The following is a 24,079-nucleotide window of genomic DNA, read 5'->3' as shown; positions in this document are numbered from 1 at the left end:
GAATGAACGAACAGCAACGACAACTTTTGCGCCATCCGCATTTTTCGCTCGATACGGTGCGCCGCGATTTTCCGTATTTGGACGAAGAAAAGCCCGTCATCTATTTGGATAACGCGGCGACAACCCAACGTCCCCGTCCGGTTTTGGAACGGATGGAACAGTTTTATGCGCACGAAAACGCAAACCCTCTGCGCGGTAATCATCGACTGTCGCTTTACGCTACGCAAGCGTATGAGAAGGCGCGTGAACATGTTGCACGCTTTATCGGCGCTAAGCGTTCCAAAGAGATTATTTTTACGCGCAATGCGACCGAATCGCTCAACCTTATTGCGTATGATTATGCACTTCGCATCTTAAAGCCGGGCGATGAAGTGTTGATCACCCGCATGGAACACCATTCCAACTGCGTCAACTGGCAGTTTGCCTGTCAACAATCCGGCGCTACCCTGCGTTATATCGAGCTGGGCGAAGATTTTCAGCTGGATGAAGCGGACTTTGAAGCGAAGCTAAGCGAGAAGACCAAAGTATTGGCATTTAGCGCCGCTTCCAACGTTATTGCCACCCTTCCGCCGGTGAAGGCGATGATTGCTAAGGCACATGCCGTCGGCGCTGTCGTCGTGGTGGACGGCGCACAGTATGCACCGCACAGCCCTGTGGATGTGACAGATTGGGACTGCGACTTTTTTGCCTTTTCGGGACATAAAATGGGCTCTCCCTTTGGGATTGGCGTTCTGTATGGAAAAGAATCGCTCCTGGAGGCGATGTCGCCGTTTTTGTACGGTGGGGAAATGATCGAGTACGTCGAGGACATGTCCTCCACTTTTGCCGAATTGCCTTATAAATTTGAAGCAGGTACCATGAACGTCGGAGGCGCAGTGGGACTGGATGCGGCAATAACCTATCTCGAAACGATTGGCATGGAGAATATCGAAACCTATGAAAAGGCGTTAGCGGCGTATCTTGCTGAGCAACTGGAACATCTCGGCGGTGTAAGCATCTATCGTCCCCGACACCATGATTGCGGCACGATGGTCGCCTTTAATCTTAACGGAATACATCCGCATGACGTGTCAACGATTATGGATGCCTCAGACGTTGCCATTCGTTCCGGTCATCACTGCACGCAGCCGCTGCATCGCGGCTTGCATATCAGTGCCAGCTGCCGCGCCAGCGTCGCCTTTTATAATACGGTTGACGAGGTGGATGCGTTTATCGAAGCCATCAAGGAGGTGCGCCGTATAATGGGTGTTCCGGCGACCGAAACGCAAACGCCGTACAGTGAGGAACTTTAACATGGATATGAAACAAATATACACGCAAATCGTCATGGAACATGCCCGTGCGTCGGCGCATCGCCATGATTTAGCGGAGGCGACAGCGAGTGAACGCGGTCATAATCCGAGTTGCGGAGACGATATTACCCTGCATATCAAACGGGAAGAGAATCGCATTGAAGAGCTCTCTTTTACCGGACACGGCTGCGCTATCAGCCAGGCATCGACATCTCTTCTTTGCGAATTGGTCGAAGGAAAAACCGTGGAGGAAGCAAAAGATGCCATTGAAACGTTTTTAGCGATGATTCAGGGCGAGGAACAGGATGACGAGATTCTGGAAGAACAACTGGGTGATGCTGTTGCCTTAAAAGATATTTCACATATGCCCCAGCGCGTGAAATGCGCTGTTTTGGCATGGCGCACATTACGTGATATGTTGGAAAAGGAGAAAGAAGGAGAATGATGAAGAGGCAAACAAAGATAGGCATTCTGTGTCTCGCACTGCTCTTTGCGTTGAGTGCGTGTGGGAAGTCGCCGAATCCGGAAAGCAGCGCGAGTGAAAGCTCCTTACAAGTAGAGGCATCGGTAGTATCCTCGATGGAGGAAAGCGAAAGCGCCTCGCAGGAAGAGAGCATTTCTGACAGCGCAGAAGAATCCTCCGAGGAATTGACGGAAGAACAGAAAACGTATGAGAAGATTATTGCGACGTATCCTGCCATCACCATGCAGGATGTCAAGGACGCCATCGAAAGCAAGAAAGAGCTGCTTTTTTACGCCGGACGAGTCACCTGCCCTTACTGTGTAAAGTTTACGCCGACGATGCAGAAGATTGTCAGCGACAACGAGTTAGCTCTTTCGGCGCTGGATACGATAAAGGATCCGACTTTTCTTGATTTTGCTGACAAACACGGTATTGAGTACATTCCGGCGTTAATCTATGTGAAGGACGGAGAGGTGCATCCCGTAAAAATGAACGATCCGTATCCTCGCGCAGAGGTCGAAGAGGCGCTAAAAGAAGCAGGTGTTTCCCTAAAATGAATTTTCATTCATCGCGATGATTGATATTGCGCTTGAGTAGAAACGGAGAATGGGTTATAATTACGGAAATTGCGGAACGTTTTCAAAGAGATCCTTTTTCTTTGAAGGCGAGGAATCGGCGCATGTCGGTCGTCTTCAGCGTTTTCAAGACGGTAACCGCAGTTAAAGTCGTACTGTTGTAGGAAAGAAGAACCGGTAACCAAGGAGAGTAGGAGGAGAAAGATGAACAGCAAGAAATTTGCTGCCCTGGGTTTGGCCCTGTTATTGGGTTTAACCTCATGCGGAGCTCCGGCCAACAATGATTCACAAGCCGGCGGTGATGCTTCGGCAAGTGACACCTCGGGCGCAGGACAGACAGGAGAAGCGTTGGAATCGGCGGATAAGGAAATTACCTTGCCGACTGACCGCGAAGTGCAGACGCTGGACTACGTCGTTACAGCGCTTGCCACCGACCATGAAATTAATGCGAACTTGGTAGATGGTCTTATGGAGACAGACCATTATGGCAAATTACAGAACGCATTGGCGGAATCGGTTGAACCGAACGAAGACTTTAGTGTTTGGACTTTTAAGATTCGTCCGGGCGTTAAATGGGTCACCAACCAGGGCGAAGAATTTGCCGAAGTAAAGGCGGAAGACTTTGTAACCGGTGTTCGTCATGGCGCAGAATTCGCCTCTGCAACAGGAGATCTGTTAACGGGGTTGATTGATGGTTATTCCGATTATCTGAAGAGTGATTTCAGCGACGCTGCTTGGGAAAAGGTCGGCGTCAAAGCGCTGGATGACTACACGGTACAGTTCACTATGCAAAAAGGCGAAGATGGCAAGTCGATGTCGATTCCATATTTTCACTCTCTGACGACCTATACCGTTCTCTATCCGATTAACAAGGAATACCTTGAATCCAAAGGAAACGGCTGCAAACTCGGTGCGCCGAACAAAAAGGATTGCAAATTCGGTTCTAAGGAATTGGATTCGATTTTGTATAACGGACCGTTCATCCTGAGCGAGAATGTCGAGAAGTCCAAAGCGGTTTTGGTCAAGAATGAAGACTACTGGGATGCCGAACATGTTTACCTCGATAAGGTTACTCGTATTTTTGACGCTGGACAGGATCCCTATTCGACGATTAACGGCTTTGAAAAAGGCGTTTACTATTCGGCTGCGCTGAATCCGTCATGGGAGAATTTTGCGGATTATGCGAAAAAATATGAAGGAAAGACATCCTATTCGCTGCCGAATTCGTCGGTCTTTGGAATCGTGTTCAATTTTAATCGCAAGTCCTTTGAGCATACCAATTATGCGACAGACAAAGCAATGGCGGAAGCTACGCATAATGCGATCTTGAATGAGAATTTCCGTAAAGCGCTGCGCGCGGCGTACGATGTGAAGTCCTATTTGGGTGTCGGTATGCCGGAAGATTTAGCTATCGGAAGTATGCGCAACATCAACAATGTTGCCGAAGCGGCTGAGACTTCAGACGGAAAGAACTATTACGATTTGGTCAATGAAGCTTACAATAAAGACACGGGTGAAAACCGCAACCTGAACGATGGACAGGCTCCTTTCTATAGCAAGGAAGAGGCTATGAAATACATCGAAGCGGCGAAAGCAGAAGGCGTACAGTTCCCGATTCACTTGGATGTTATGGTCAACAGCTCTGCCGATACGCTGACGAAGAGAGCCCAGTCGATGAAAGATTCCGTCGAAAAGAATACCGAAGGCAACATCATCATCGAATTGATTTTACGTGATTTAGAGACCATCAAAGCGGTCTGCTATAACAATACAGATCCGGAGAAGATGGACTACGACATCTCCACCTACACCGGATGGAGCCCGGATTATCATGATCCGAAGGCGTTCGTTGATATTTATAACGCAAAGAACGGCTACTACCTGAAGTCAATGGGCTTGGGTGAAGTTGGCGAAGATGGCAAAATCGTCGATGAAGATATCAAAAAGCAAGTAGGTTTGCTGGACTACGATAAGCTGTATCGTGAGGCAGATGCTATTACGGACAATCTGGATGAGCGCTATAAAGCGTTTGCGAAAGCGGATGCCAAGCTGATCGAAAGTTGCTTCTATATCCCGACATCGATGCAGACACGTTCAATGCGTGTGACCAAAGAAGTGCCATTCTCAAGATTGATGGGCGCTTATGGTGTGTCGGAATACAAATACAAGGGTCTACGCACGCAGGCGGATTTGGTCACAACCGAACAGTATAATGCCGCCATTGCGGAGTTTGAGAAGAATAAATAAAGAGAAGAATGGAGAGGGAAGGGGATGAGAAATCTCATCCCCTTCTTTTCATAGTAAGGAGATAATATGGCAAGGTATATCATTACGCGTCTCATTAAATCCGTAGTCTCCGTTCTTGTCGTTGTCAGTTTAGTCGTGCTCATTGTTTTTGAATTGATTCCGAAGACGAAGTCTTTTACGCAAGACGGCGGCTGGCAAAAAATTTCGGGAAATGCGAAGACAATTTACTACTACGGAAAACTGGAATCTCTTGGCTATTTGGAATTTATTCCCAATAACAAGATTTTCAGCGATTTGAAACCGGAAGAAATAGGCAATGACAAAGAGGATAGTCCCGCACAAAAGAAAGTCATCGAGGATTTAGAGAAGCGTGGATTTACCGTAGAGACACTGGATAAGTTTGATGATCTGAGAGGGGAGAGAATTGCCTATCGCTATTACAATCCTCTTGAGCTGATTGGGAATTTCTTCGGTCGCTTAATTGTTCGCGACCATAAGAACTATATTCAGGACCCGGAAAATCCGGACTTGGAGCGCGGGTATCGCATTGAGAAAGACCATAATGGGCTTCCGGCGCTTGTCGGTTCCGGTACCTTGCATAAATATATGATTTACCTGGACGGTCATTTTCCGTTCATTCACCAGAACTTTTTTACGCTGAATTTTGGGGAATCTTTCCCTGTACAACCCGGCGTGATGACGTTGGATGTTATTACCGACGGGCAGGGTGTCGATAAAAAAATCGAGCAAACTTTCCCTACGGGTGTAAAGATGAAGTCGCCGCTGAATCAGCACACGCTGAAGTATAAGCCTAAGCTGACATCGATTGATACCAAACGCTTCAACGATCACTATGCAGATGGTAAGACGTTCAAAGAATCGATGTCCATGGTGCAGGTTTCTTATTTCTTCGGCATCATTTCGCTCCTCATTACCTATGGCTTTTCCATTCCGTTCGCGGTGGCTATGTCCAAAAAGCCGGGCGGATTGTTAGATAAAATCGGAATCGGTTACATTAACTTGCTGATTTCGGTACCTTCTTTGGCGTTTATTTTCTTCATGAAGTACATCGGGATCCATCTCGGCTTGCCGGATATGTTCACGCATCTGGGACCGCATGATCCTCGTTCGTACATCATGCCGATCCTCATTCTCGGTTTGCTGAGCACGCCTTCTTTAATGATGTGGATTCGCCGTTACATGGTGGACCAATCCACCGCCGATTACGTGAAATTTGCAAAGGCGAAGGGGCTTTCCGGCATTGAAATTTCGCGCCGTCACATTTTCAAAAATGCGATGATTCCCATTGTCAGCGAGATTCCGTACTCGGTCATCTTGGCGATTTCCGGTGCGGTGTTAACCGAAACGGTTTTCGGTATTCCGGGCATGGGCAAGATGCTGCCCGATGCGATTAATGCCGGCAACAACAATATGATTATCACCTTGACGTTTATTTTCACGGCGTTAGCGGTTGCGGCGGTCTTTATCGGCGATATTCTCATGACGATTGTGGATCCGCGTATTTCGCTGCAGGCGAAGAAAGGAGGCCGTTAATGGAGACGAAGAGTACCTCTGTACAAGAAACGAAGGCAACGGCTGTAGCCTTGGATTCGATTCCGGAGCTTCCGCCCGATGCGTTTGAACCGCATGTGGTTGACGAAACGGCTTCTGAACACATTGTCGCTCCCGCATATTCCTATTGGCGAAGCGTATTTCGTAAGTTTTTCTCCTCGAAAGTCGCCATCGTTATGCTCGTCATTATGCTGGCGGTATTCCTGCTGGCGTTTATTCAGCCGATGCTTTCCGGTTTTCACAACATGGACGCACCGAATATCAATAACCGCGCAGCATGGTACCAACGGCCTTCGTGGCAATATCCGTTCGGCACGAACGACATCGGACAGAATCTTTTTGATGCGGTTTGGGCGGGTGCGCGCACCAGTTTGTTCATCGCCTTCGTGGCGACGGCAATTGTTATGGTGATTGGCGTCATTGTTGGCATGTTTTGGGGCTTTTCCAAAAAGATTGATGCCGTGATGATTGAGGTCTATAACGTCATCTCCAACATTCCGTTTACGTTGGTGGTCATGGTCTTGGCATACACCTTCGGAGACGGTGTTTGGTCTCTGATTTTCGCCATGACGTGTACCACATGGATTAGTGTGGCGTACTTTATTCGCGTGCAAGTCATGATTATTCGTGACCGCGAGTACAACTTGGCGTCGCAGACGTTGGGCTCCAGCACGCCAAAGATTATCCGCAACAATATCCTGCCGTACCTGGTATCGGTTTTGATGACGCTTCTTTCGCGTTATGTACCGATGTTCATCTCCACGGAAGTGTTCTTGAGCTTCCTTGGTGTCGGTTTGACATCCGCCATTCCGTCTTTGGGACGTATTGTGCAAAAGAACGCGCTCTATATGACTTCTGCGCCGTATTTGTTCCTTATTCCACTCGCGGTAACCGCGTTAATCTCGGTTTCGCTCTATATTGTCGGGCAGACCCTGGCAGACGCCAGCGATCCTCGCAATCACATGGTATAGGAGGAACATCATGACCAATAACATCCTGTCCATTAAAGAATTGCAAGTGAAATTTAAGGTGCGTGACCGTGAATTGAGCGCGATTCGGCACATTTCCCTCGATATTGAAGAAGGCAAGGTTCTTGCCATCGTTGGGGAATCCGGCTCCGGAAAGTCCGTCTTTACGAAGACGTTTACCGGAATGCTGGAAAACAACGGGCGCGTCTCAAACGGTGAAATCTGGTTTGAAGGCAAAAACCTGATGGAGCTAAAGTCGGATAAAGACTGGGAAAAGATTCGCGGCAAAAAGATTGCGACCATCTTTCAGGACCCGATGACTTCTTTGGATCCGGTGCGTACCATCGGCTATCAGATTAGCGAGGTCATCATCAAACATCAGGGCAAGAGCAAGAAAGAAGCGAAAGCGCTGGCGATTGAACTGATGGGTCGTGTCGGCATTCACGATCCGGAAAAACGCTACGATGAATATCCGTTTATGTATTCCGGCGGAATGCGGCAACGTATTGTCATCGCGATTGCGTTGGCGTGCCGTCCGAAGATTCTTATCTGTGATGAACCGACGACCGCGTTGGACGTGACCATTCAGGCGCAGATTATTGAGCTGATTAAAGAGCTAGCGAAGGAATACCAGTTCACGACCATCTATATCACGCATGATTTGGGTGTCGTGGCAAAGGTAGCCGACAAGGTTGCCGTTATGTATGCCGGTCAGATTATTGAACATGGTTCAGCGGAGGAAGTGTTCTTTGATCCGCGTCATCCCTACACATGGGGATTGCTTTCTTCGTTGCCACAGCTGGGAACGGGTGAGCAGGATCTCTTTGCCATTCCCGGTACGCCGCCCTCTCTCTTTGAGACTATCAAAGGGGATGCCTTCGCACCGCGTAATAAGTACGCCATGAAGGTGGATTTTGAACTGGAACCGCCGATGTTCCAGGTTTCTCCTACGCATTATGTGAAATCGTGGCTTGAACATCCGGATGCGCCGAAGGTCGAGAAACCGGCGGTCATCCAGAATCTGCATGAGCGCATGGTGCAAATGACCTCGAAGGGAGGAGACTACAGTGACGACAACTATTGATAACACGAATCAGCCGCAAACAAACAAGTCGGAAAAGGATCGTGAAGTTCTCCTCGATGTACGCGGGTTGGAAGTGACGTTCCGCAATAACGGCAAAAAGTTTCGTGCAGTAAAAGATGTTTCCTTCCAGATTTTCAAAGGAGAAAAATTCTCTTTGGTCGGAGAATCCGGTTCCGGAAAAACGACGATCGGACGCGCGATCATCCGCTTGCATCCTACGTCCGCAGGCGAAGTGTATTTTAAGGGAAAAAAGATCAACGGTAAGTTATCGCGCAAAGAGGAACATGACCTCGTGCGAGATATCCAGATGATTTATCAGGATCCGGCCGCTTCTTTGAACGAGCGTGCTACGGTCGATCACATCGTCGCCGAGGGGTTGGATAACTACAAGCTGTATAAGGATACGACCGACCGTGCTAACAAGGTGGATCAGGCACTGTCTTCGGTTGGACTGTTGCCGGAACATAAATCGCGTTATCCGCATGAGTTTTCCGGCGGTCAGCGTCAACGTATTGGCATTTCGCGTTCCATCGTCATGCGTCCGGATTTCATCATTGCGGACGAGCCGATTTCGGCGTTGGATGTGTCTATTCGAGCGCAAGTGCTGAACCTCATGAACAAGTTCCGCGAAACCGAGGGCATTACGTATCTCTTCATCGCCCATGACCTTTCGGTGGTTCGCTATTTCTCCGATCGTATCGCCGTCATTCACAACGGTCGCATCGTGGAAATTGCAGAAACGGAAGAACTTTTTGCGCATCCGATGCACCCCTATACACGATCGCTCTTGCAGTCGGTTCCGATTCCGGATCCGCTGATTGAGAAGGAAAAGAAGCTGGTCACCTATGATGAAAGCACGCGCGATTTCTCCGGTGAAAAGCCGAAGCTGCGCGAACTCGTCCCCGGTCACTTCGTCTTTATGAACGACCGTGAAAAAGAGGAATACCTCATCTCCTACGAGAAGCGTACCAAAAATAGGTAACATTTACCGGATGGTACATTTGCCGCCGAAGCGTTCCGCTTCGGCGGTTTTTTATCGCTATAAGGAATTTTTCATGGCGTTCGAAATCAGGAAAATGGAGATGACTAATTTTCATACAGTATTTACCAACACATCATTTTTGCCGGAAATAAGGAATACTATATGAGGCGGAGAAAAAACGGTCTACCACAAGAAAAACGATAAATATCGGGATGGACTGCGTAACTTTTCATCCACTATTCTGACCTGCTGAATGGAGAACGAATGTCAAGCGCGCCGATTCTTTTTATTTATCCACAGGAATGTGGATAACTTGTTGATAAAAAAGGCAATAATTAGAGAAAAAAAGACTTTTTCCACCGGATTTTTCTTCCTTTGTCCACATATCCACAATTCGCATAGGGTGTATACTGAATGGGAAAAGAAACCATATTTATTCATTCGTTGCTATAGGGGCAAAAGAAGAAAGAAAATATGCACTTATTCATTACAGGAAAATTTTCAAAACAAGCGAACGTTTTCATGAAAATGGGGTAAACACGTGATAAACAGGAAGGGGGAAGTTATGAAGATTGTATATTACGGAAAAAACGTCACTTTGCGAGATAACACGAAGAACGACATCGACAAGAAAGTATCCCGCCTGAACAAATATTTCCAAGAGGACGTTGAGGCGAGAGTGACCGTGTCGCAGGAGAAATCCGGAATGCGGTGTGAAATCACCATTCCTATTCCGGCATCGGGAACCATTCTTCGTGCCGACCAGGTCGAGGACGAGCTGCTGGTCGCTGTAGATGACTGCATCAGCGCTTTGGTTTCGCAAATTCGCAAATATAAGACAAAATTGGAACGTCGCCGTTATGTGAAGAACGCTATCCGCTTTGCGGAGGTAGAGGAACCGACTCCCGAAGAAGCGATTCCGGAGGATGTGGATATTGCGCGCACAAAAGAAGTCGAGATCCTGCCAATGGGTGCAGAGGAAGCGGTTGACCAGATGGAATTGCTTGGACATGACTTTTTTCTCTATTTCGATATGGATCGCGATCGAATCTGCTGTGTGTATAAGCGTAAAGCGGGCAATTACGGATTGTTGATCCCCAAGAAGTAAGGGAAATATCGCAGCACAGTACGTGTAAAACAGAGAAGAATGCCAAGTCAAGGCACCGTTCACGGTGCGTGAAGCATCTGGGTAAAGGCAGAAAATAAGAAAAGGCAGCGCACCGGTTAGTGAACCGGCGCGCTGCCTTTCTTATATACTTTGCTTAGCTATTTTCGTGGACACGACAAATTGAATCAGCCGATTCCGCCGAGGATGGCACCTGCGATGAGCGCAAGTAACGCTGCAGCGCAGTAGAAATATTTGCCCAAGGGATAGAACCAACCGGCAATGGGTTTCTTGCTGCCTTCATTCACCGCTGTAAGCGCAGTTTCCTTTTTGAGGATCCAGAAGAACATCACACCTGCCAAGAGTGCGCCAAGAGGACAGAGGTAGATGGAAACCATATCCATCCATTGCGATGTCCAAGGCTGGATGAGTATGGCAACCACCGCACCGAGTATGCCGATGACGGCGACGGCTTGCAGACGCTTAAAGCGGAATTTCTCTTGCAGGAATGCAACCGGCGCCTCATAGAGATTGATTTGTGAGGTGACACCGGCAAAGAGAACGCAGATAAAGAAGATCATTCCGACGATGCGACCGCCGGGCATTCCGTTAAAAACGTTCACCAGGTAGACGAACATCAGTCCGGGGCCTCCCTTGACGTTGTTAATTTCGGATCCGAGCATTACCGCCATGGCAGGGATAATGACGAAGGCGGCAAGGTGGGCGGCTATGGTATCAAAGAGCGCAACATTAAATGCGGAGGAGGGGATGGATTCTTTTTTGGACAGGTAGGATCCATAAATGACGGAACCGTTTCCGGCAACGGATAGCGAGAAGAACGCTTGTCCAAAGGCAAAAATCCACACCTTCGGGTCGCCAAGACCGGCAGGATTTAAGGTGAAGATGAATCGATAGCCTTCGCCTGCTCCAGACAGCGTACCGATGTAGATCGCTAATCCCACAAAGAGGATGAAGAGTAGCGGCATCATAATTTTATTTGCTTTTTCAATGCCGCCGGCAACGCCAAGACTCATAATCGCAAGCGATACGAAGAGTCCGACTAACAGCCAGATTCCGTTTCCTACACCGAATAAACCGCCGGAAATCATCATGTGCAACGCTTCGCTGAAGGTTTCTGCTTCCGGCGCAATGGATCCAAATGAGCCGCCAATGGCGGACATTTCCGTTCCCAACGCATACAGTTCGCCGTTGATGCCCATCCAGCAATATTTGAAAATCCAACTCATGACGACAGTATAGCCAATGGCGAGCATGAGGGCGCCAATGATGGGAATGGCACCGAGCATTTCACCAAGATGGCGACTTCCGGTACGCTCTTTTGTCGCCATGCCGAAAGCGCCGACCGGACCGGCGGATGCCATGCGACCGAGCGCAAACTCTTCGATGATGCCTGTGGAGCCGATAAGCAGCACGAAGAGCAGGTAGGGCAGAATGAAGGTCAAGCCGCCATATTTTTGTACCAAAATCGGGAAACGCCATATATTTCCCATGCCCACGGCGGAACCGATGCAGGCGAGAATGAATCCCCAGCGAGAGGCAAATCCGTCGCGTTTTTCCACCGGAGCAGCATTTGTTGTGGTATTTGGGTTTGTCATAAGACACCTCTAACTATTTCTTCGTCATTTTCCTTTATTTTTCTTCATTCGGATAGGGTTCAAGGAAGGCGTGGAAGTGGCGCATCGGCAAATTGTGTCCCCAGGTGATGCGCATATTCGGGATGCTTTCTCGATCTTCATACAGCTGCTTGACCGCGGCAATGACGTAATCCAGATGTTCCTGCGTCAGACGGCTGCGGTCGATGGCAAAGCGTACGACGTTGGCTACTTCGGCTTGCTGTTCCGGCGTTTTCAGGTCATATTCCATAGAGAAATCGCCCAATTCCGCCACGCGGATGCCGTAACGACGGATGAGCTCCAGCGAGAAGCCTTCACCGGCAAAGGATTCATGGTCACGCTTGCCGTCAAAGAAAGTATCCATGTTGATGTACACGGCATGGCCGCCTGCCGGCAGGACGACACCTTTTACACCGGCGTTGTAGAAGCCCTGTGCCAAATATTCCGCTTGTTTTACGCGCTCATCCATATAGTAAAAATTGCAGCTTTCATAGAGCCCGACCGCCAATGCCATAATGTCGCGTCCGCTCATTCCACCGTAAGAGTCGTTTCCATAGCAGGAAATCTGTTTGACTTTTAGTAGTACGCCGACATCGGTTTTCACCGTTCCATCTTCGTTGAAGTCGCAGAATTTTTGCCAGAACAGTCCTTTGTCACGGAAGGCAAGCATACCGCCCATGTTGGCGTGCCCGTCTTTCTTGGCGGACATGGCAAATACGTCGCAGTATTGGAACATTTCTGTCGTAATCTCGGCTATGGACTTGTCGGCGTATCCTTCTTCATTCATCTTAATGAAATAGGCATTTTCCGCCCATCGTGCCGCATCGAAAACAACAGGAATATCGTAGGAATGCGCGACTTCGTTAATGGCTTTCAGGTTTGCCATGGAGACCGGCTGGCCGCAAACGGGGTTATTTGTGATGCAGCAGAAGACCAAAGGCACATTTTCCGGACCTACGCCTTCAATGAGTTGTTTTAACTTTGCAATGTCCATATTCCCTTTGAACGGATTCTTTTCATATTTTCCGCCTTCAGGCACTTCCCACAGCAGTTCCTTATTGTATAGATTGCGCGGAATGGATCCCATCTGTTTGATATTTCCCTCGGTGGTGTCGAAATGACCATTGGATGGAATGGTGAATTTCTTTCCGGGATGGCGTTGATTCAGAATGTTACGCACGATTTCCATCAATACCGACTCGGCAGCGCGTCCTTGCTGGATGATAAAGCTGTTCGGGCGTTCCATTTGTGCCGCTCCGCCATTAAAGAAGTTGCCTTCGTACTCTTGCAGATAGACTTCGTCCATCATTTTTTCGACATCACGGCAGTCCGTGCGCACCAGATCCAGCACCTTCTTCCAGTTCTTTTCTCCACCGCGTTCAAAAATATCGCGGAACGTATCCAATAGCACATAGTAACCGGTGTTGCGTCCATACGCTTCATCCCCAAGGAAGAGTGCTGCCCACTGGGTATTGGTCATTGCCGTCGTGCCGGAATCGGAAAGCATATCGACGCTGAGCATTCCCGAAGGAAAGGCGAATTCATTGTAATGGGTGGCTTTTAGGGCTCGTTCGCGCTGTTCGATGGTCACTTCCGGCAAATCACGAACAACGTACGAAAAATGGTGTGGTACAGGAACGGCTAATTCATACTTTTTCATGGATAATACCTCTTGTTTCCATAATGCTTATTTCACGTGATGCAATGCTTATTCTACGTGATGCAATGCTTATTTCTCGTGATGCGCATGACAGGGCACGCAGAAAAGATGGGAATCGATTTCCCTTTATTAAGCAATTCCTCCTTTCTAAGATGGTTTTGACCATGTTTCACGATTTCATTTTAGACCATCTGAAATTCCTTCGTCAATGAAACCATCAGGGCGCAAAGCACCGCGTCTCTTTGCCGCCCGCTTTTCTTCATCCCTTCTATTACGGGAATTAAGGATGGGATTTACAGGAATTAAGTATGGGTTGTCGAAACGGCGTGGGGCTTTGCGATAAGTAGGTTCTGTGGTGCGGAGAAGGATGACTGTTGAAGTAGAGCGCCGCTGGAAGTCGGGATGGCGGCGCAGTTGAGGCGGAGCGCCGCTGGGAATGGAGATGGCGGCGCAGTTTTATTCATAAATGTTGCCCCTGGCAAACGCTGAAAAATGTAATTTGCCAGGGTCATGCATCCCAGTTCCGACCCTGGCAAGGTTGAAAAAATCGCATTTGCCAGGGTCAAATTTCGCACTGAACCCCTGGCAAACGTCAAAAAACCGTATTTGCCAGGGTCGCGCAGCCCCATTCCACCCCTGGCAAAAGTCAAAAAACCACGTTTGCCAGGGTCGCGCAGCCCCATTTCGCCCCTGGCAAACGTCAAAAAAACCGCATTTTCCAGGGTCACACATCCCTGTTCCACCCCTGGCAAAAGTCAAAAAACCGCATTTGCCAGGGTCGCGCAGCCCCGTTCCACCCCTGGCAAGAGTCAAAAAACCACATTTGCCAGGGTCAAATTTCGCACTGAACCCCTGGCAAGGTTGAAAAAACCGCATTTGCAAGGGTCACGCACCTCCATTTCACCCCTGGCAAACGTCAAATAACTACATTTGCCAGGGTCAAATACACCACAACAACCCCTGGCAAACGCCAAAAAACCACATTTGCCAGGGTCGCGCACATCCTCGGCATAATCGTATAGTCCATTTTCGCTCCACAACCAGATTAGCCAGAGTCGCACGCAAGTCAATCACCCCAATCGCCCTTGGACAATGCCCATAATCCCTCTTGTCCCAATCGTTACTAGCCCGCCTTTATCCCCAGCTTACCATGTTAGACAAAGCCGAAAATCGTCTTTCATCAGAGCTGTAGAAAGAGGAATCGATAAACATTCGCCATTTCGCCCAGAACGACTTCGCCCAGAACGACTTCGCCCAGAACAACTTCACACAGAACGACTTCGCACAGAACTACTTCGCACAGAACGACTTCGAACTTCTCCAAAGTCTTTACACGAATGGCCGCTAAAATGCTATGATAGGAGTGTTGTAAAGCAACGTACAAGGGAGTAGATATGGGATTATTTGATTTTTTAACGAAATCCTTCAGCGACAAGGAAATTGATAAAATACGTCCTCAAGTGGACGCGGTGTTGGCGTTGGAAACGGAGATGAAAAACCTCTCGGATAGCGCTTTGCGGGAAAAAACGGAGGAGTATAAAAAGCGTTATCAGGATGGCGAGACGCTGGATGTGCTTTTGCCGGAGGCATTTGCCACGGTGAGAGAAGCCGCGTGGAGAGTATTGGGCATGAAGCCCTATCCCGTCCAAATTATCGGCGGTATTATTTTGCATCAGGGACGCATCGCTGAGATGAAGACCGGAGAAGGAAAAACGCTCGTAGCGACGATGCCGGCATATTTGAATGCGTTAGCGGGCGAGGGTGTACATATCGTCACCGTCAACGACTACCTAGCACAGCGCGATGCGGAATGGATGGGAAAAGTTCACCAATTTCTGGGGTTGAGTGTAGGCGTGGTTTTGCAGCCCATGGAACAAGATGAACGTAAACATGCCTATAATGCCGACATTACCTATGGTACCAACAACCAGTTCGGCTTCGACTATTTGCGTGATAACATGGCGATTTATAAATCGGGTGTGGTACAACGTAAATTGCATTATGCCATCGTCGACGAAGTCGACTCCATATTGATTGACGAGGCGCGTACGCCGTTGATTATCTCTGGCATGGGCGATCCGTCCACCGAGATGTATTCGCGTGCAGATGTGTTCGTGCAGACCTTGGAAGGACGTGTGCTGGATCCGAACGAAGAGCTCAATAAACTGGATTCGCTTTTGGAAGAACATAAGCTCGAAACGGTTGATTATGTTGTGGATGAAAAGCGTAAAACCGCGAACCTTACCGAACAAGGGAACGGAAAGGCAGAAGCCTATTTCCATGTAGAGAATATCTCCGACCCGTCCCACATGGAGCTGATGCACTATATTAACCAGGCGCTCAAAGCCAGAACCACGATGCGCCGAGATATTGACTATGTGGTGGACAACGACGAGGTCAAAATTGTTGACGAGTTTACCGGTCGTATTATGGAGGGCCGTCGTTATAGCGAAGGTCTTCATCAGGCGATTGAAGCCAAAGAAGGTGTAACCATCAAGAGTGAGTCGAAAACACTGGCGACGGTTACTTTCCAGAATTTCTTCCGCATGTATGAAAAACTCGCCGGCATGACCGGAACGGGTCTTACCGAAGCGGATGAATTTAGCGAGATTTATCATATCGATGTTATTGAAATTCCAACCAATAAGCCCATTGCTCGCGTTGACCGCGAAGATGCGATCTATGCCCGTGAAGAGGAAAAATTCCGCGCCATCGTGCGAGAGATTCAGGAAATTCATGCCACAGGGCAACCGATTCTGGTCGGTACGGTAGACATCGAGACTTCGGAGAAAATCTCCAAGATGCTCAAAAAAGTCGGCATCAAACATCATGTCCTCAATGCCAAGCAACATCGTCACGAAGCGGAGATTGTCGCGCAGGCCGGTCGCTTCGGCGAAGTGACCATCGCGACGAATATGGCAGGTCGTGGTACCGATATTGTTTTGGGTGGTAACGCCGAGTGGATGGCGAAGAAGAAGATGGAAAAAGAGGGCGATAGCGCGGAGCTCATAGAATGGGCCGACAGCTTCCGCCATGTGGAGCCCGAAGAAACCTTTCCGGCAAATAGTGCCGGCGAAGAGAGTGAAGAAGAGGTCTGGATTACCGGACGTGAAATTCTGGATGCCCGGGAAAAGTTCCAACGCCTGAAAAAAGAATTTTCTATTGAAACCAAAGAAAATGCGGAAAAGGTGAAAGCCGTCGGCGGACTGTTCATTCTGGGAACGGAGCGCCACGAGGCAAGACGTATTGATAACCAGCTGCGCGGTCGATCCGGACGACAGGGCGACCCCGGCACATCCCAATTCTTCATCTCACTGGAAGATAAGCTCATGCGTCTTTTTGGCAGCGAGCGGATGCAGAAATTCGTGGAATCGGGTGCCTTCCCGGAAGATGAACCTCTCCAGGCGGGTATCCTGACGAAATCCATTGAACGCGCACAGAAGAAGGTGGAATCCAACAACTTTGCTACGCGCAAACAAGTGTTGGACTACGACAACATCATGAATATGCAGCGTAACACCGTCTATACCGAACGAAATCGCGTATTAAACGGAGAAGATATGCGCAGCGAAGTCGTCGAGATGATTCACGGCGTAGTTTCGGATGCGGTTGATAGTTTTTGCGGAGAAAATCTGCCACCGGAGCAGTGGGAGATGGAAGGGTTGTTTACCTATCTCAACAGTGTTTTCTTGCCAAAAGGGGCAGTGGCTATTGGACAACTGCAGGGCATGACGGCACAAGACCTCAAGGATCAGCTTATGCACATTGCGGATGATCTCTATGCTCGCAAAGAAGAGGAAGTCACGCCTTCGATAATGCGTGAAGTGGAGCGCATGGTGTTATTGCGTGCGGTGGATACCAAATGGATGGATCACATTGATGCGATGGATCAGCTCCGCAAAGGAATTGGTATCCGCGCGATGGGCAATGAAGATCCGGTACGTGCCTATGCTAACGAAGGCTATGACATGTTTAATGCCATGAATGAGTCTATTCGGGAAGAAACGGTGCGTATGCTGTACCATATTGAACCGCCGAAGCGTGAAATCGTGCGCACAGCTGTTGCTACGCCGACCCGTGCGATTGGCGCGGGCGATGAAGCGGAACCCGAAAATCGCACCTTTGTGCGCAAGAATAAAAAAGTAGGACGAAATGATCCCTGCCCGTGCGGCAGCGGTAAGAAATACAAGAACTGTCACGGAAGGTTTGACAAATAAGGCTTCTCGGCGGAAAAGGCACACGATAGTGTGATAGTGTTGCCATAATGCGGTAAGAGAGCGACGAATGGAGGCAAGGAAGCCAAAAAGTCGTCCGAGCATGAGGAGGAAGTATGGAATTATATGAAATGCGGCAGCATCTGGAAACTGTCCGGGTGCATTTGAGTGAGTTAAGGAGCTCTCTTTGACATTGCCGGTTTAGAAGCATCGGTTCAGCAACTAAATCAAAAGACGACAGAAGCGGATTTTTGGAATGATTCCGACGCGGCACAGAGCGTCATGGTCGAGTTGAACGGAAAGAAAGCGAACGTTGATGCGTATCGCGAGATTGAAACGGCGTACGAGGATTTGAACGGACTGGTGGAACTTTTCAACGAAGAGGAATACCAAGAAGAAAAAGAAGATTTGACCAAAGCGTTGACCGGTATGGAAGAGAAGCTGGCGGCGCTTTCCAAAAAAGCATTGCTTTCCGGAGAATATGACGCGAATGACTGTTTTCTTTCCATTCATGCCGGTTCCGGCGGAACCGAAGCCATGGACTGGGCAGGAATGCTTATGCGTATGTACGAGCGCTGGTTCCAGACCAAGGATTGGAAGGTGACGTTAACCGACATCAATACAGAAGAAACCGGTGGCATTAAGTCGGTGCAATTTGAGATTAAAGGCTACGATGCCTACGGCTATTGCAAAGGCGAAAAGGGTGTACATCGCTTGGTGCGCATCTCGCCATTCGACTCACAAAGCCGCCGACATACCTCATTTGCCAGTGTGGATGTATATCCGGTCTTAAAGGATACGGGGGAAATTGAGCTGGACGACAAAGACATCAAGGTGGATACCTATCGTTCGTCCGGGGCGGGCGGACAGCACGTCAATACGACCGACTCCGCTATCCGCATTACGCATTTGCCGACCGGCGTGGTCGTCACGTGTCAGAATGAACGTTCCCAGATTCAGAACCGAGCCAAAGCGATGGAGATGCTTATCGCTAAGCTCGTGCAGATTAAAGAAGAAGAACACCGCGAGAAGATTGAGGACATTCAGGGATCGTACAAGCAAATTGCCTGGGGGTCTCAGATTCGTTCCTATGTGTTCCAGCCGTACACGCTGGTAAAAGACCATCGCACCGGTGAAGAGACCGGAAATATCGAGAAGGTGATGGACGGCGATTTAGATCCGTTCGTAGAGGCGTACCTAAACTGGAATGCCCAGCAGGAAGCGAAGGGAGAATAACATGAGAATGAAACGCTTCTATATGCCGACGCTGCGTGAAGTGCCGGGGGATGCGGAAGTCCCCAGTCATCAGCTGCTTTTGCGTGCAGGTATGATCCGCAAAGCCGCTTCGGGCATTTATACGTATCTGCCCCTGGGATACCGCGTCGTGCGAAAAATTGAAGAAGTGGTTCGACAGGAGATGGATCGGGCGGACGCACAGGAAATTCGCATGTCCAATTTGCAGCCCAAAGAAATTTGGGAAGCCTCCGGTCGCTGGGATACATTCGGCCCGGAAATGTTCAAATTGACGGATCGTCATGATAAGCAATTCGCCCTTGGTCCGACGGCGGAGGAATACTTTACCGATTTGGTAAAAGAAGAACTGCGCAGCTATAAGCAGCTTCCGCTCAATCTGTATCAGATTGGCTGGAAGTATCGCGATGAGAAGCGTCCGCGTTTCGGCATCAATCGCTCCTGTGAGTTTCTGATGAAGGATGCGTATAGCTTCGACATGGACCAAGAAGGACTGGAAGCTTCCTATCAAGCCATGTGGGATGCCTATGTGCGCGTTTTTGACCGTCTGGAAATCAATTATCGTGTCGTCCAAGGCGATTCCGGCGCTATGGGTGGCCGTGTGTCGCATGAATTTACAGCGCTTTCCGAAATCGGTGAGGGCGTTATCGTTTACGCCGAAGGCGGCTATGCCGCGACGGATGAAAAGGCTTCTATGCAAAAGCCGTCGTATCCGGCGGAAGAACCCTTGCCGGTTGAGCAACTCGATACGCCGAACGTCCATACCATTGAAGAGTTGGAAAACTTCTTGCATATTCCGGCGCATAAGATGATGAAGGCGATTTGCCTGCGCGTTAGCGGCGAACCGGTATTCGTCTTTATGCCGGCGGAGCGTGAACTCAACATGTCCAAGCTCATCGCTTATTTGCAGAAGCCGGAGCATGAAATCGAGATGCTCGACGAGGAAACCATTATGCGCGTGACGGGTGCGCCGGCAGGATTTACCGGTCCGGTGGGGCTTCCCGATACGGTGCGCATCATTGTGGATGCGGCGGTTACTACGCGCGCGAACCTCGTCTGTGGGGCGAACAAAGCGGATACGCACCTGAAGAATGTAAACTTCGGTCGTGATTTTGACGGCGAGATTGCGGACGACCTTTGGATGGTGGCAGAAGGTGACCTCGACCCCGTTCATGGCAATCCGTTGCAGTTTGCCCGTGGCATCGAAGTGGGCAACATCTTCCAATTGGGAACGAAATACGCGGATGCCATCGGTGCAACGGTATTGGATGAGAACGGCGTTGCCCGTCCACTCGTGATGGGTTCCTACGGAATTGGCATTACTCGTGTGGTGTCCGCTCTCGTCGAACAGAATCACGATGAAAAAGGCATGATCTGGCCGCTCATCGCTGCCCCGTATCATGTGATGATTACCGTGATGAAAACCAAAGATGACACCCAGATGCAGCTTGCCAACGAGATCTCTTCGCGACTGGAAAAAGAAGGCATCGAAGTGCTTCTGGACGACCGTGACGAGCGTCCGGGCGTGAAATTCAATGACCGTGACCTTATCGGTATCCCGCTGCGCATCACCGTGGGGCGCAACGCCGCCGATGGCATGGTAGAATACTCCACGCGCCGTGAAATGACCAATGAAGATGTGTCGGTGGATGAAGCTGTTGCGCGCGTTATTGCCGCCATGGAGACGCTACAGAAGTAGCTGAAATTTGCGGGTGGAATCTTATAAATAAAAAGGAGTTAACAGGGACTATTAATTAGGGTTTTATTTTCTTAAAATTTAATCGGCATGAAGGTATTAACCTTTGTGCCGATTTTTTGATGTCAATTTTCCCTATAGAGTTTCAAAAAGTCCGTCTAAAGAAATATATAAAGACTACGTTGTAAAACGTGGTATAATATTATAGAAAAACTATATAAAGTGAAACAAGCTAAAGAGGTGCAATATGGGATTTTCCTATGATAAATTATGGAAAAAATTAATAGACGAAAAGATGAATAAACTTGACTTACAAAAAGCCATAAATACAACTCCGCGAACCATAGCAAAAATGGGGCGGGATGAGAATGTTAGCATGGTAATACTTGGTAGAATTTGTAGGTATTTTAAATGCGATATATCCGAGATATTGGAATATAAGTTATAAGGAGATTCTCTAAATGGCAAAGAAAAAGAATCAAAGCAATAGATTAACTTCTCAACACAAAGAGTCGCATGGTGTTATTGGTATATTTGGGGATGAAGCAAAAAGACATGACTTGTCAGTTGGACAAATATCAAAAATAGTATTAGAAAAATTAGAAGAAAAATATCCAGAATTAACTTTTAGATATAGAAGTAGCATACGTAAATCAGAAATTAATAAATCTTTACAAAAAATAGATAGCGAGCTTGGTCAAACATTATTCTTAGAAAACTCTAGAATAAAACCGGATGGAGGAATAATAGAGGTAAGAGATGATGAAAATAATTGGAGAGTTGTTTTAGTATCGGAAGCTAAATTTCAAGGTAAAGACATAGAAAATATTAAGAATGGAAATCTAGTTGGCAAGAACAATAATCAAGACTTAATGGCTGCGGGAAATGCTATAGAGCGCTCGCATAAAAATATTTCTGAAATAGCTAATTTTATGCTATCTGAATCACATTTTCCATATGTTATTTTTTTAGAAGGATCAAATTTTTTGACTAAGACTATTGAAGTAACAAGACCCGACGGAAGAATAGTTGTTTTAAATTATAATTCTGGAATATTAAACCGATTAGATCGGTTAACTGCTGCGAATTATGGGATGCCATTTAATACGAATCTTTGTATAAACAAAATTATCAAAAGTGATGATAAATCATTTATGCTCCAAGCTGCTTCAATGTACACAAAAGGGGACGGTAGCAGATGGTCTAACGAAGAAATGTTTAATATTTTAGTTGATATCGCAGACACATCTTTAAAGATGTTAGGGAGAGATATTTTTGAACAAATAACGAATAATCGGGGAGATTAAGTATTGATGAGAAATAACAATAACGTTCATTTGAGAAAAGCGAAGAAAAACAAAAACGACGAGTTTTATACGCAAATGATCGACATTGAGAGAGAATTAAAGAATTATAAAACTAAATTTAAAGGAAAAACCGTTTATTGCAATTGTGACGACCCAACTAAAAGTAACTTCTATAAATTTTTCGCCAAAAACTTTCATGAATTAGGTTTAAAAAAAATAATATCATCTTGCTATGTCGAGAATGATATTAATATTTTTAACTACCATGATAAAAATAATTATAGTGGATTTTACTATGAATTTTCAGGCGGAAAAGAAGAAAAAATGATACCAAATCAATATGATGTTAAATATTTTAAAGGCGATGGAGATTTTAGAAGTCAAGAAAGTATCGAGATTTTAAAGAAAGCGGATGTTGTAGTAACAAATCCACCATTTTCTCTCTTCAGAGAACACATTGAACAAATAATAAAGTTTAAGAAAGAATTTCTTGTAATTGGAAACATCAATGCAATTACTTATAAAAGTATTTTTAAATTAATACAAAATAATGAGGTCTGGATGGGCATTAATATGGGACGTGGCATATCTGGATTTATAGTCCCAGAGCATTATGAATTATATGGGACCGAAACTAAGATAGATGATGAAGGTAACAGGATAGTCTCGACAAATAATAATTTATGGCTAACAAATTTAGATAATGAAAAAAGGCATATAGATATACCGCTGACTCAAACATATAAAGGAAATGAAGAAAAATATCCGAAGTATGATAATTATGAAGGAATAAATGTAAATCGAACAGTCGATATTCCTAACGATTATGATGGAGCCATAGGTGTTCCGATTACATTTCTTCATAAATTCAACCCAGATCAGTTCGAAATATTAAAATTTAGGAAAGGCAATGATAATAAGGATTTATCAATAAATGGTAAATGCCCTTATTTTAGAATTCTTGTAAGAAATAAAAGAATATAGAGAATGATCTTTTATAAATCTAAAGGCTGTGAGCATTGAATTCACAGCTTTTCCTTTTGCCACCAAAGGCTCTCTGAATCATTTTTTCTAAAATCCCTAATTCAATGACCGTTAACGGCTCCTTTTTTGTTTCGTTTATTCGATTCTGTTTCGCGTTACGGAATCAGCAGGCTGATCGTGTAACTCACCAGATTGGCAAGTACGGCATAGCGAACGGGATGCTGTTCTTTCGGCAATTTTCTGCGGTAGAGAAAAGCTTCGATGCCGAGGACAAGAGCTTCCAGGGGAAGCAACAAGACAGGGCGCATGACCTGCATGATGCCGGTTGTCCCCAGTCGGAAACCGATAAACCATAAGCCGAGATGGAGAAGCGCCTGCGTGCCGAGATTCACAAGGGCGATGTAGCGAAGTGCCACCGCCTTTCGGATTCCTAGCAGGTAGGCGACGGCGAGCTCAATCAGGATCGTGCCGACGATCAGCGCCAAAAGCTTCGGAACATCCGCCAGATAGTCATAGCGGAACTGAATGTCGGTGATGCGGTCTTCTTTTACAGTGACAGTATACTCATTTTGTAAAGCGTGACGCGTGAGCGGCGCACTCAGCAAAAAATGATCCGCTTTCTCGTCATAAAGGAGGATGCGAAACGTTTCCGGTGGATAGTAGCCCCAACGAAAATCGCGAGGAGCCGCTTCCGCTACATAGCCTAAAAAATAATAGTCTTCGGGAAGTGTAAACTGCTGAAATTTTTGTTGAATGGCATCCGGCGCATCAGTGGTCCAGACTGTATTCGCTCTCCATGGACCATACTCTGCAGGGGAAGATAACAAGGTTGCGTAGTAGCGTGTGTCCGATCCGGTGATATGCACCGAAACGTATGGCTTAGGACCCATATCGGCGTGGGATAGGGAAGGACAGAGCAGAAAGAGAAGCAGCAACACAACAAAAAAGCGACGTTTCACGGCAACCTCCTTTTCCGCATTCTTAAGATTATTATATCCGTTTTTTTAGGATCATTATAACGGAAGGGGAACATGGAGAAAACCGA

General features: G+C 47.4%; 20 protein-coding genes. 15 read left to right on the top strand and 5 right to left on the bottom strand.

Annotated features, from left to right (window positions below):
* Positions 1-2: 2 nt before the first annotated feature.
* From RDL68_RS00720 to hpf, 9 genes are all read left to right on the top strand, one after another.
* Positions 3-1,292: a SufS family cysteine desulfurase gene (locus RDL68_RS00720; protein ID WP_308539748.1), complete on the top strand. Its 1,290-nt coding sequence runs from the start codon at positions 3-5 to the stop codon at positions 1,290-1,292.
* A gap of 7 nt (positions 1,293-1,299) precedes the next feature.
* A complete protein-coding gene (sufU, locus tag RDL68_RS00715) occupies positions 1,300-1,737 on the top strand; it encodes a Fe-S cluster assembly sulfur transfer protein SufU (protein WP_374042583.1) in 438 nt (145 codons plus the stop codon).
* Complete coding sequence (locus RDL68_RS00710) at positions 1,734-2,312, top strand: thioredoxin family protein (protein WP_308539746.1); 579 nt, start codon at positions 1,734-1,736, stop codon at positions 2,310-2,312. The genes sufU and RDL68_RS00710 overlap by 4 nt, the downstream gene beginning before the upstream one ends.
* A gap of 222 nt (positions 2,313-2,534) precedes the next feature.
* Positions 2,535-4,577, top strand: a complete 2,043-nt coding sequence (locus RDL68_RS00705) for an ABC transporter substrate-binding protein (protein ID WP_308539745.1) — start codon at positions 2,535-2,537, stop codon at positions 4,575-4,577.
* Between the two features lie 66 nt (positions 4,578-4,643).
* Positions 4,644-6,131, top strand: coding sequence for an ABC transporter permease (locus RDL68_RS00700; protein ID WP_308539744.1), 1,488 nt, complete (start codon positions 4,644-4,646; stop codon positions 6,129-6,131).
* Complete coding sequence (gene oppC, locus RDL68_RS00695) at positions 6,131-7,120, top strand: oligopeptide ABC transporter permease OppC (RefSeq protein ID WP_308539743.1); 990 nt, start codon at positions 6,131-6,133, stop codon at positions 7,118-7,120. Before RDL68_RS00700 ends, oppC begins: the two co-directional genes overlap by 1 nt.
* Before the next feature lie 10 nt (positions 7,121-7,130).
* Positions 7,131-8,201, top strand: a complete 1,071-nt coding sequence (locus RDL68_RS00690) for an ABC transporter ATP-binding protein (protein ID WP_308539742.1) — start codon at positions 7,131-7,133, stop codon at positions 8,199-8,201.
* Positions 8,185-9,183 carry an ATP-binding cassette domain-containing protein gene (locus RDL68_RS00685; RefSeq protein WP_308539741.1) on the top strand — a complete coding sequence of 333 codons (999 nt, stop codon included), beginning with the start codon at positions 8,185-8,187 and terminating at the stop codon, positions 9,181-9,183. The genes RDL68_RS00690 and RDL68_RS00685 overlap by 17 nt, the downstream gene beginning before the upstream one ends.
* Before the next feature lie 565 nt (positions 9,184-9,748).
* Complete coding sequence (hpf, locus tag RDL68_RS00680; protein WP_308539740.1) at positions 9,749-10,291, top strand: ribosome hibernation-promoting factor, HPF/YfiA family; 543 nt, start codon at positions 9,749-9,751, stop codon at positions 10,289-10,291.
* Between the two features lie 185 nt (positions 10,292-10,476).
* Here the strand turns inward: hpf and RDL68_RS00675 are convergent, their stop codons facing one another.
* The 4 genes from RDL68_RS00675 to RDL68_RS00660 form a co-directional block, all read right to left on the bottom strand.
* Positions 10,477-11,904 carry a sodium-dependent transporter gene (locus RDL68_RS00675; protein ID WP_308539739.1) on the bottom strand — a complete coding sequence of 476 codons (1,428 nt, stop codon included), beginning with the start codon at positions 11,902-11,904 and terminating at the stop codon, positions 10,477-10,479.
* Positions 11,905-11,938: 34 nt separating this feature from the next.
* A complete protein-coding gene (locus RDL68_RS00670) occupies positions 11,939-13,582 on the bottom strand; it encodes a tryptophanase (RefSeq protein ID WP_308539738.1) in 1,644 nt (547 codons plus the stop codon).
* A 302-nt stretch (positions 13,583-13,884) separates the two neighbouring features.
* Positions 13,885-14,310 (bottom strand): hypothetical protein, encoded by a 426-nt coding sequence (locus tag RDL68_RS00665; RefSeq protein WP_308539737.1) that lies wholly within the window; start codon positions 14,308-14,310, stop codon positions 13,885-13,887.
* A gap of 452 nt (positions 14,311-14,762) precedes the next feature.
* On the bottom strand, positions 14,763-14,966 hold the full coding sequence (locus tag RDL68_RS00660; RefSeq protein ID WP_308539736.1) for a hypothetical protein: 204 nt from the start codon (positions 14,964-14,966) through the stop codon (positions 14,763-14,765).
* Positions 14,967-14,976: 10 nt separating this feature from the next.
* Here RDL68_RS00660 and secA point away from each other — a divergent pair, with 10 nt between their 5' ends.
* From secA to RDL68_RS00630, 6 genes are all read left to right on the top strand, one after another.
* Complete coding sequence (secA, locus tag RDL68_RS00655; protein ID WP_308539735.1) at positions 14,977-17,799, top strand: preprotein translocase subunit SecA; 2,823 nt, start codon at positions 14,977-14,979, stop codon at positions 17,797-17,799.
* 113 nt (positions 17,800-17,912) lie between these two features.
* A protein-coding gene (gene prfB / locus RDL68_RS00650; RefSeq protein ID WP_374042582.1) for a peptide chain release factor 2 occupies positions 17,913-19,032 on the top strand; the annotation gives its coding sequence in 2 pieces (ribosomal slippage) (positions 17,913-17,972 and positions 17,974-19,032; 1,119 coding nt in all).
* A 1-nt stretch (position 19,033) separates the two neighbouring features.
* Positions 19,034-20,746, top strand: a complete 1,713-nt coding sequence (locus RDL68_RS00645) for a proline--tRNA ligase (protein WP_308539733.1) — start codon at positions 19,034-19,036, stop codon at positions 20,744-20,746.
* Between the two features lie 244 nt (positions 20,747-20,990).
* Positions 20,991-21,191: a helix-turn-helix transcriptional regulator gene (locus RDL68_RS00640; protein ID WP_308539732.1), complete on the top strand. Its 201-nt coding sequence runs from the start codon at positions 20,991-20,993 to the stop codon at positions 21,189-21,191.
* A 13-nt stretch (positions 21,192-21,204) separates the two neighbouring features.
* Positions 21,205-22,050, top strand: a complete 846-nt coding sequence (locus RDL68_RS00635; protein ID WP_308539731.1) for an EcoRI family type II restriction endonuclease — start codon at positions 21,205-21,207, stop codon at positions 22,048-22,050.
* A gap of 6 nt (positions 22,051-22,056) precedes the next feature.
* Positions 22,057-23,034, top strand: a complete 978-nt coding sequence (locus RDL68_RS00630) for an adenine-specific methyltransferase EcoRI family protein (protein WP_308539730.1) — start codon at positions 22,057-22,059, stop codon at positions 23,032-23,034.
* 155 nt (positions 23,035-23,189) lie between these two features.
* Here the strand turns inward: RDL68_RS00630 and RDL68_RS00625 are convergent, their stop codons facing one another.
* Positions 23,190-23,993, bottom strand: a complete 804-nt coding sequence (locus RDL68_RS00625) for a hypothetical protein (RefSeq protein ID WP_308539729.1) — start codon at positions 23,991-23,993, stop codon at positions 23,190-23,192.
* Positions 23,994-24,079 lie beyond the last annotated feature (86 nt).

The organism is uncultured Murdochiella sp., from assembly GCF_902488755.1.
Lineage (GTDB): Bacteria > Bacillota > Clostridia > Tissierellales > Peptoniphilaceae > Murdochiella.
This window is presented reverse-complemented; position numbering and strand designations above follow the sequence as displayed.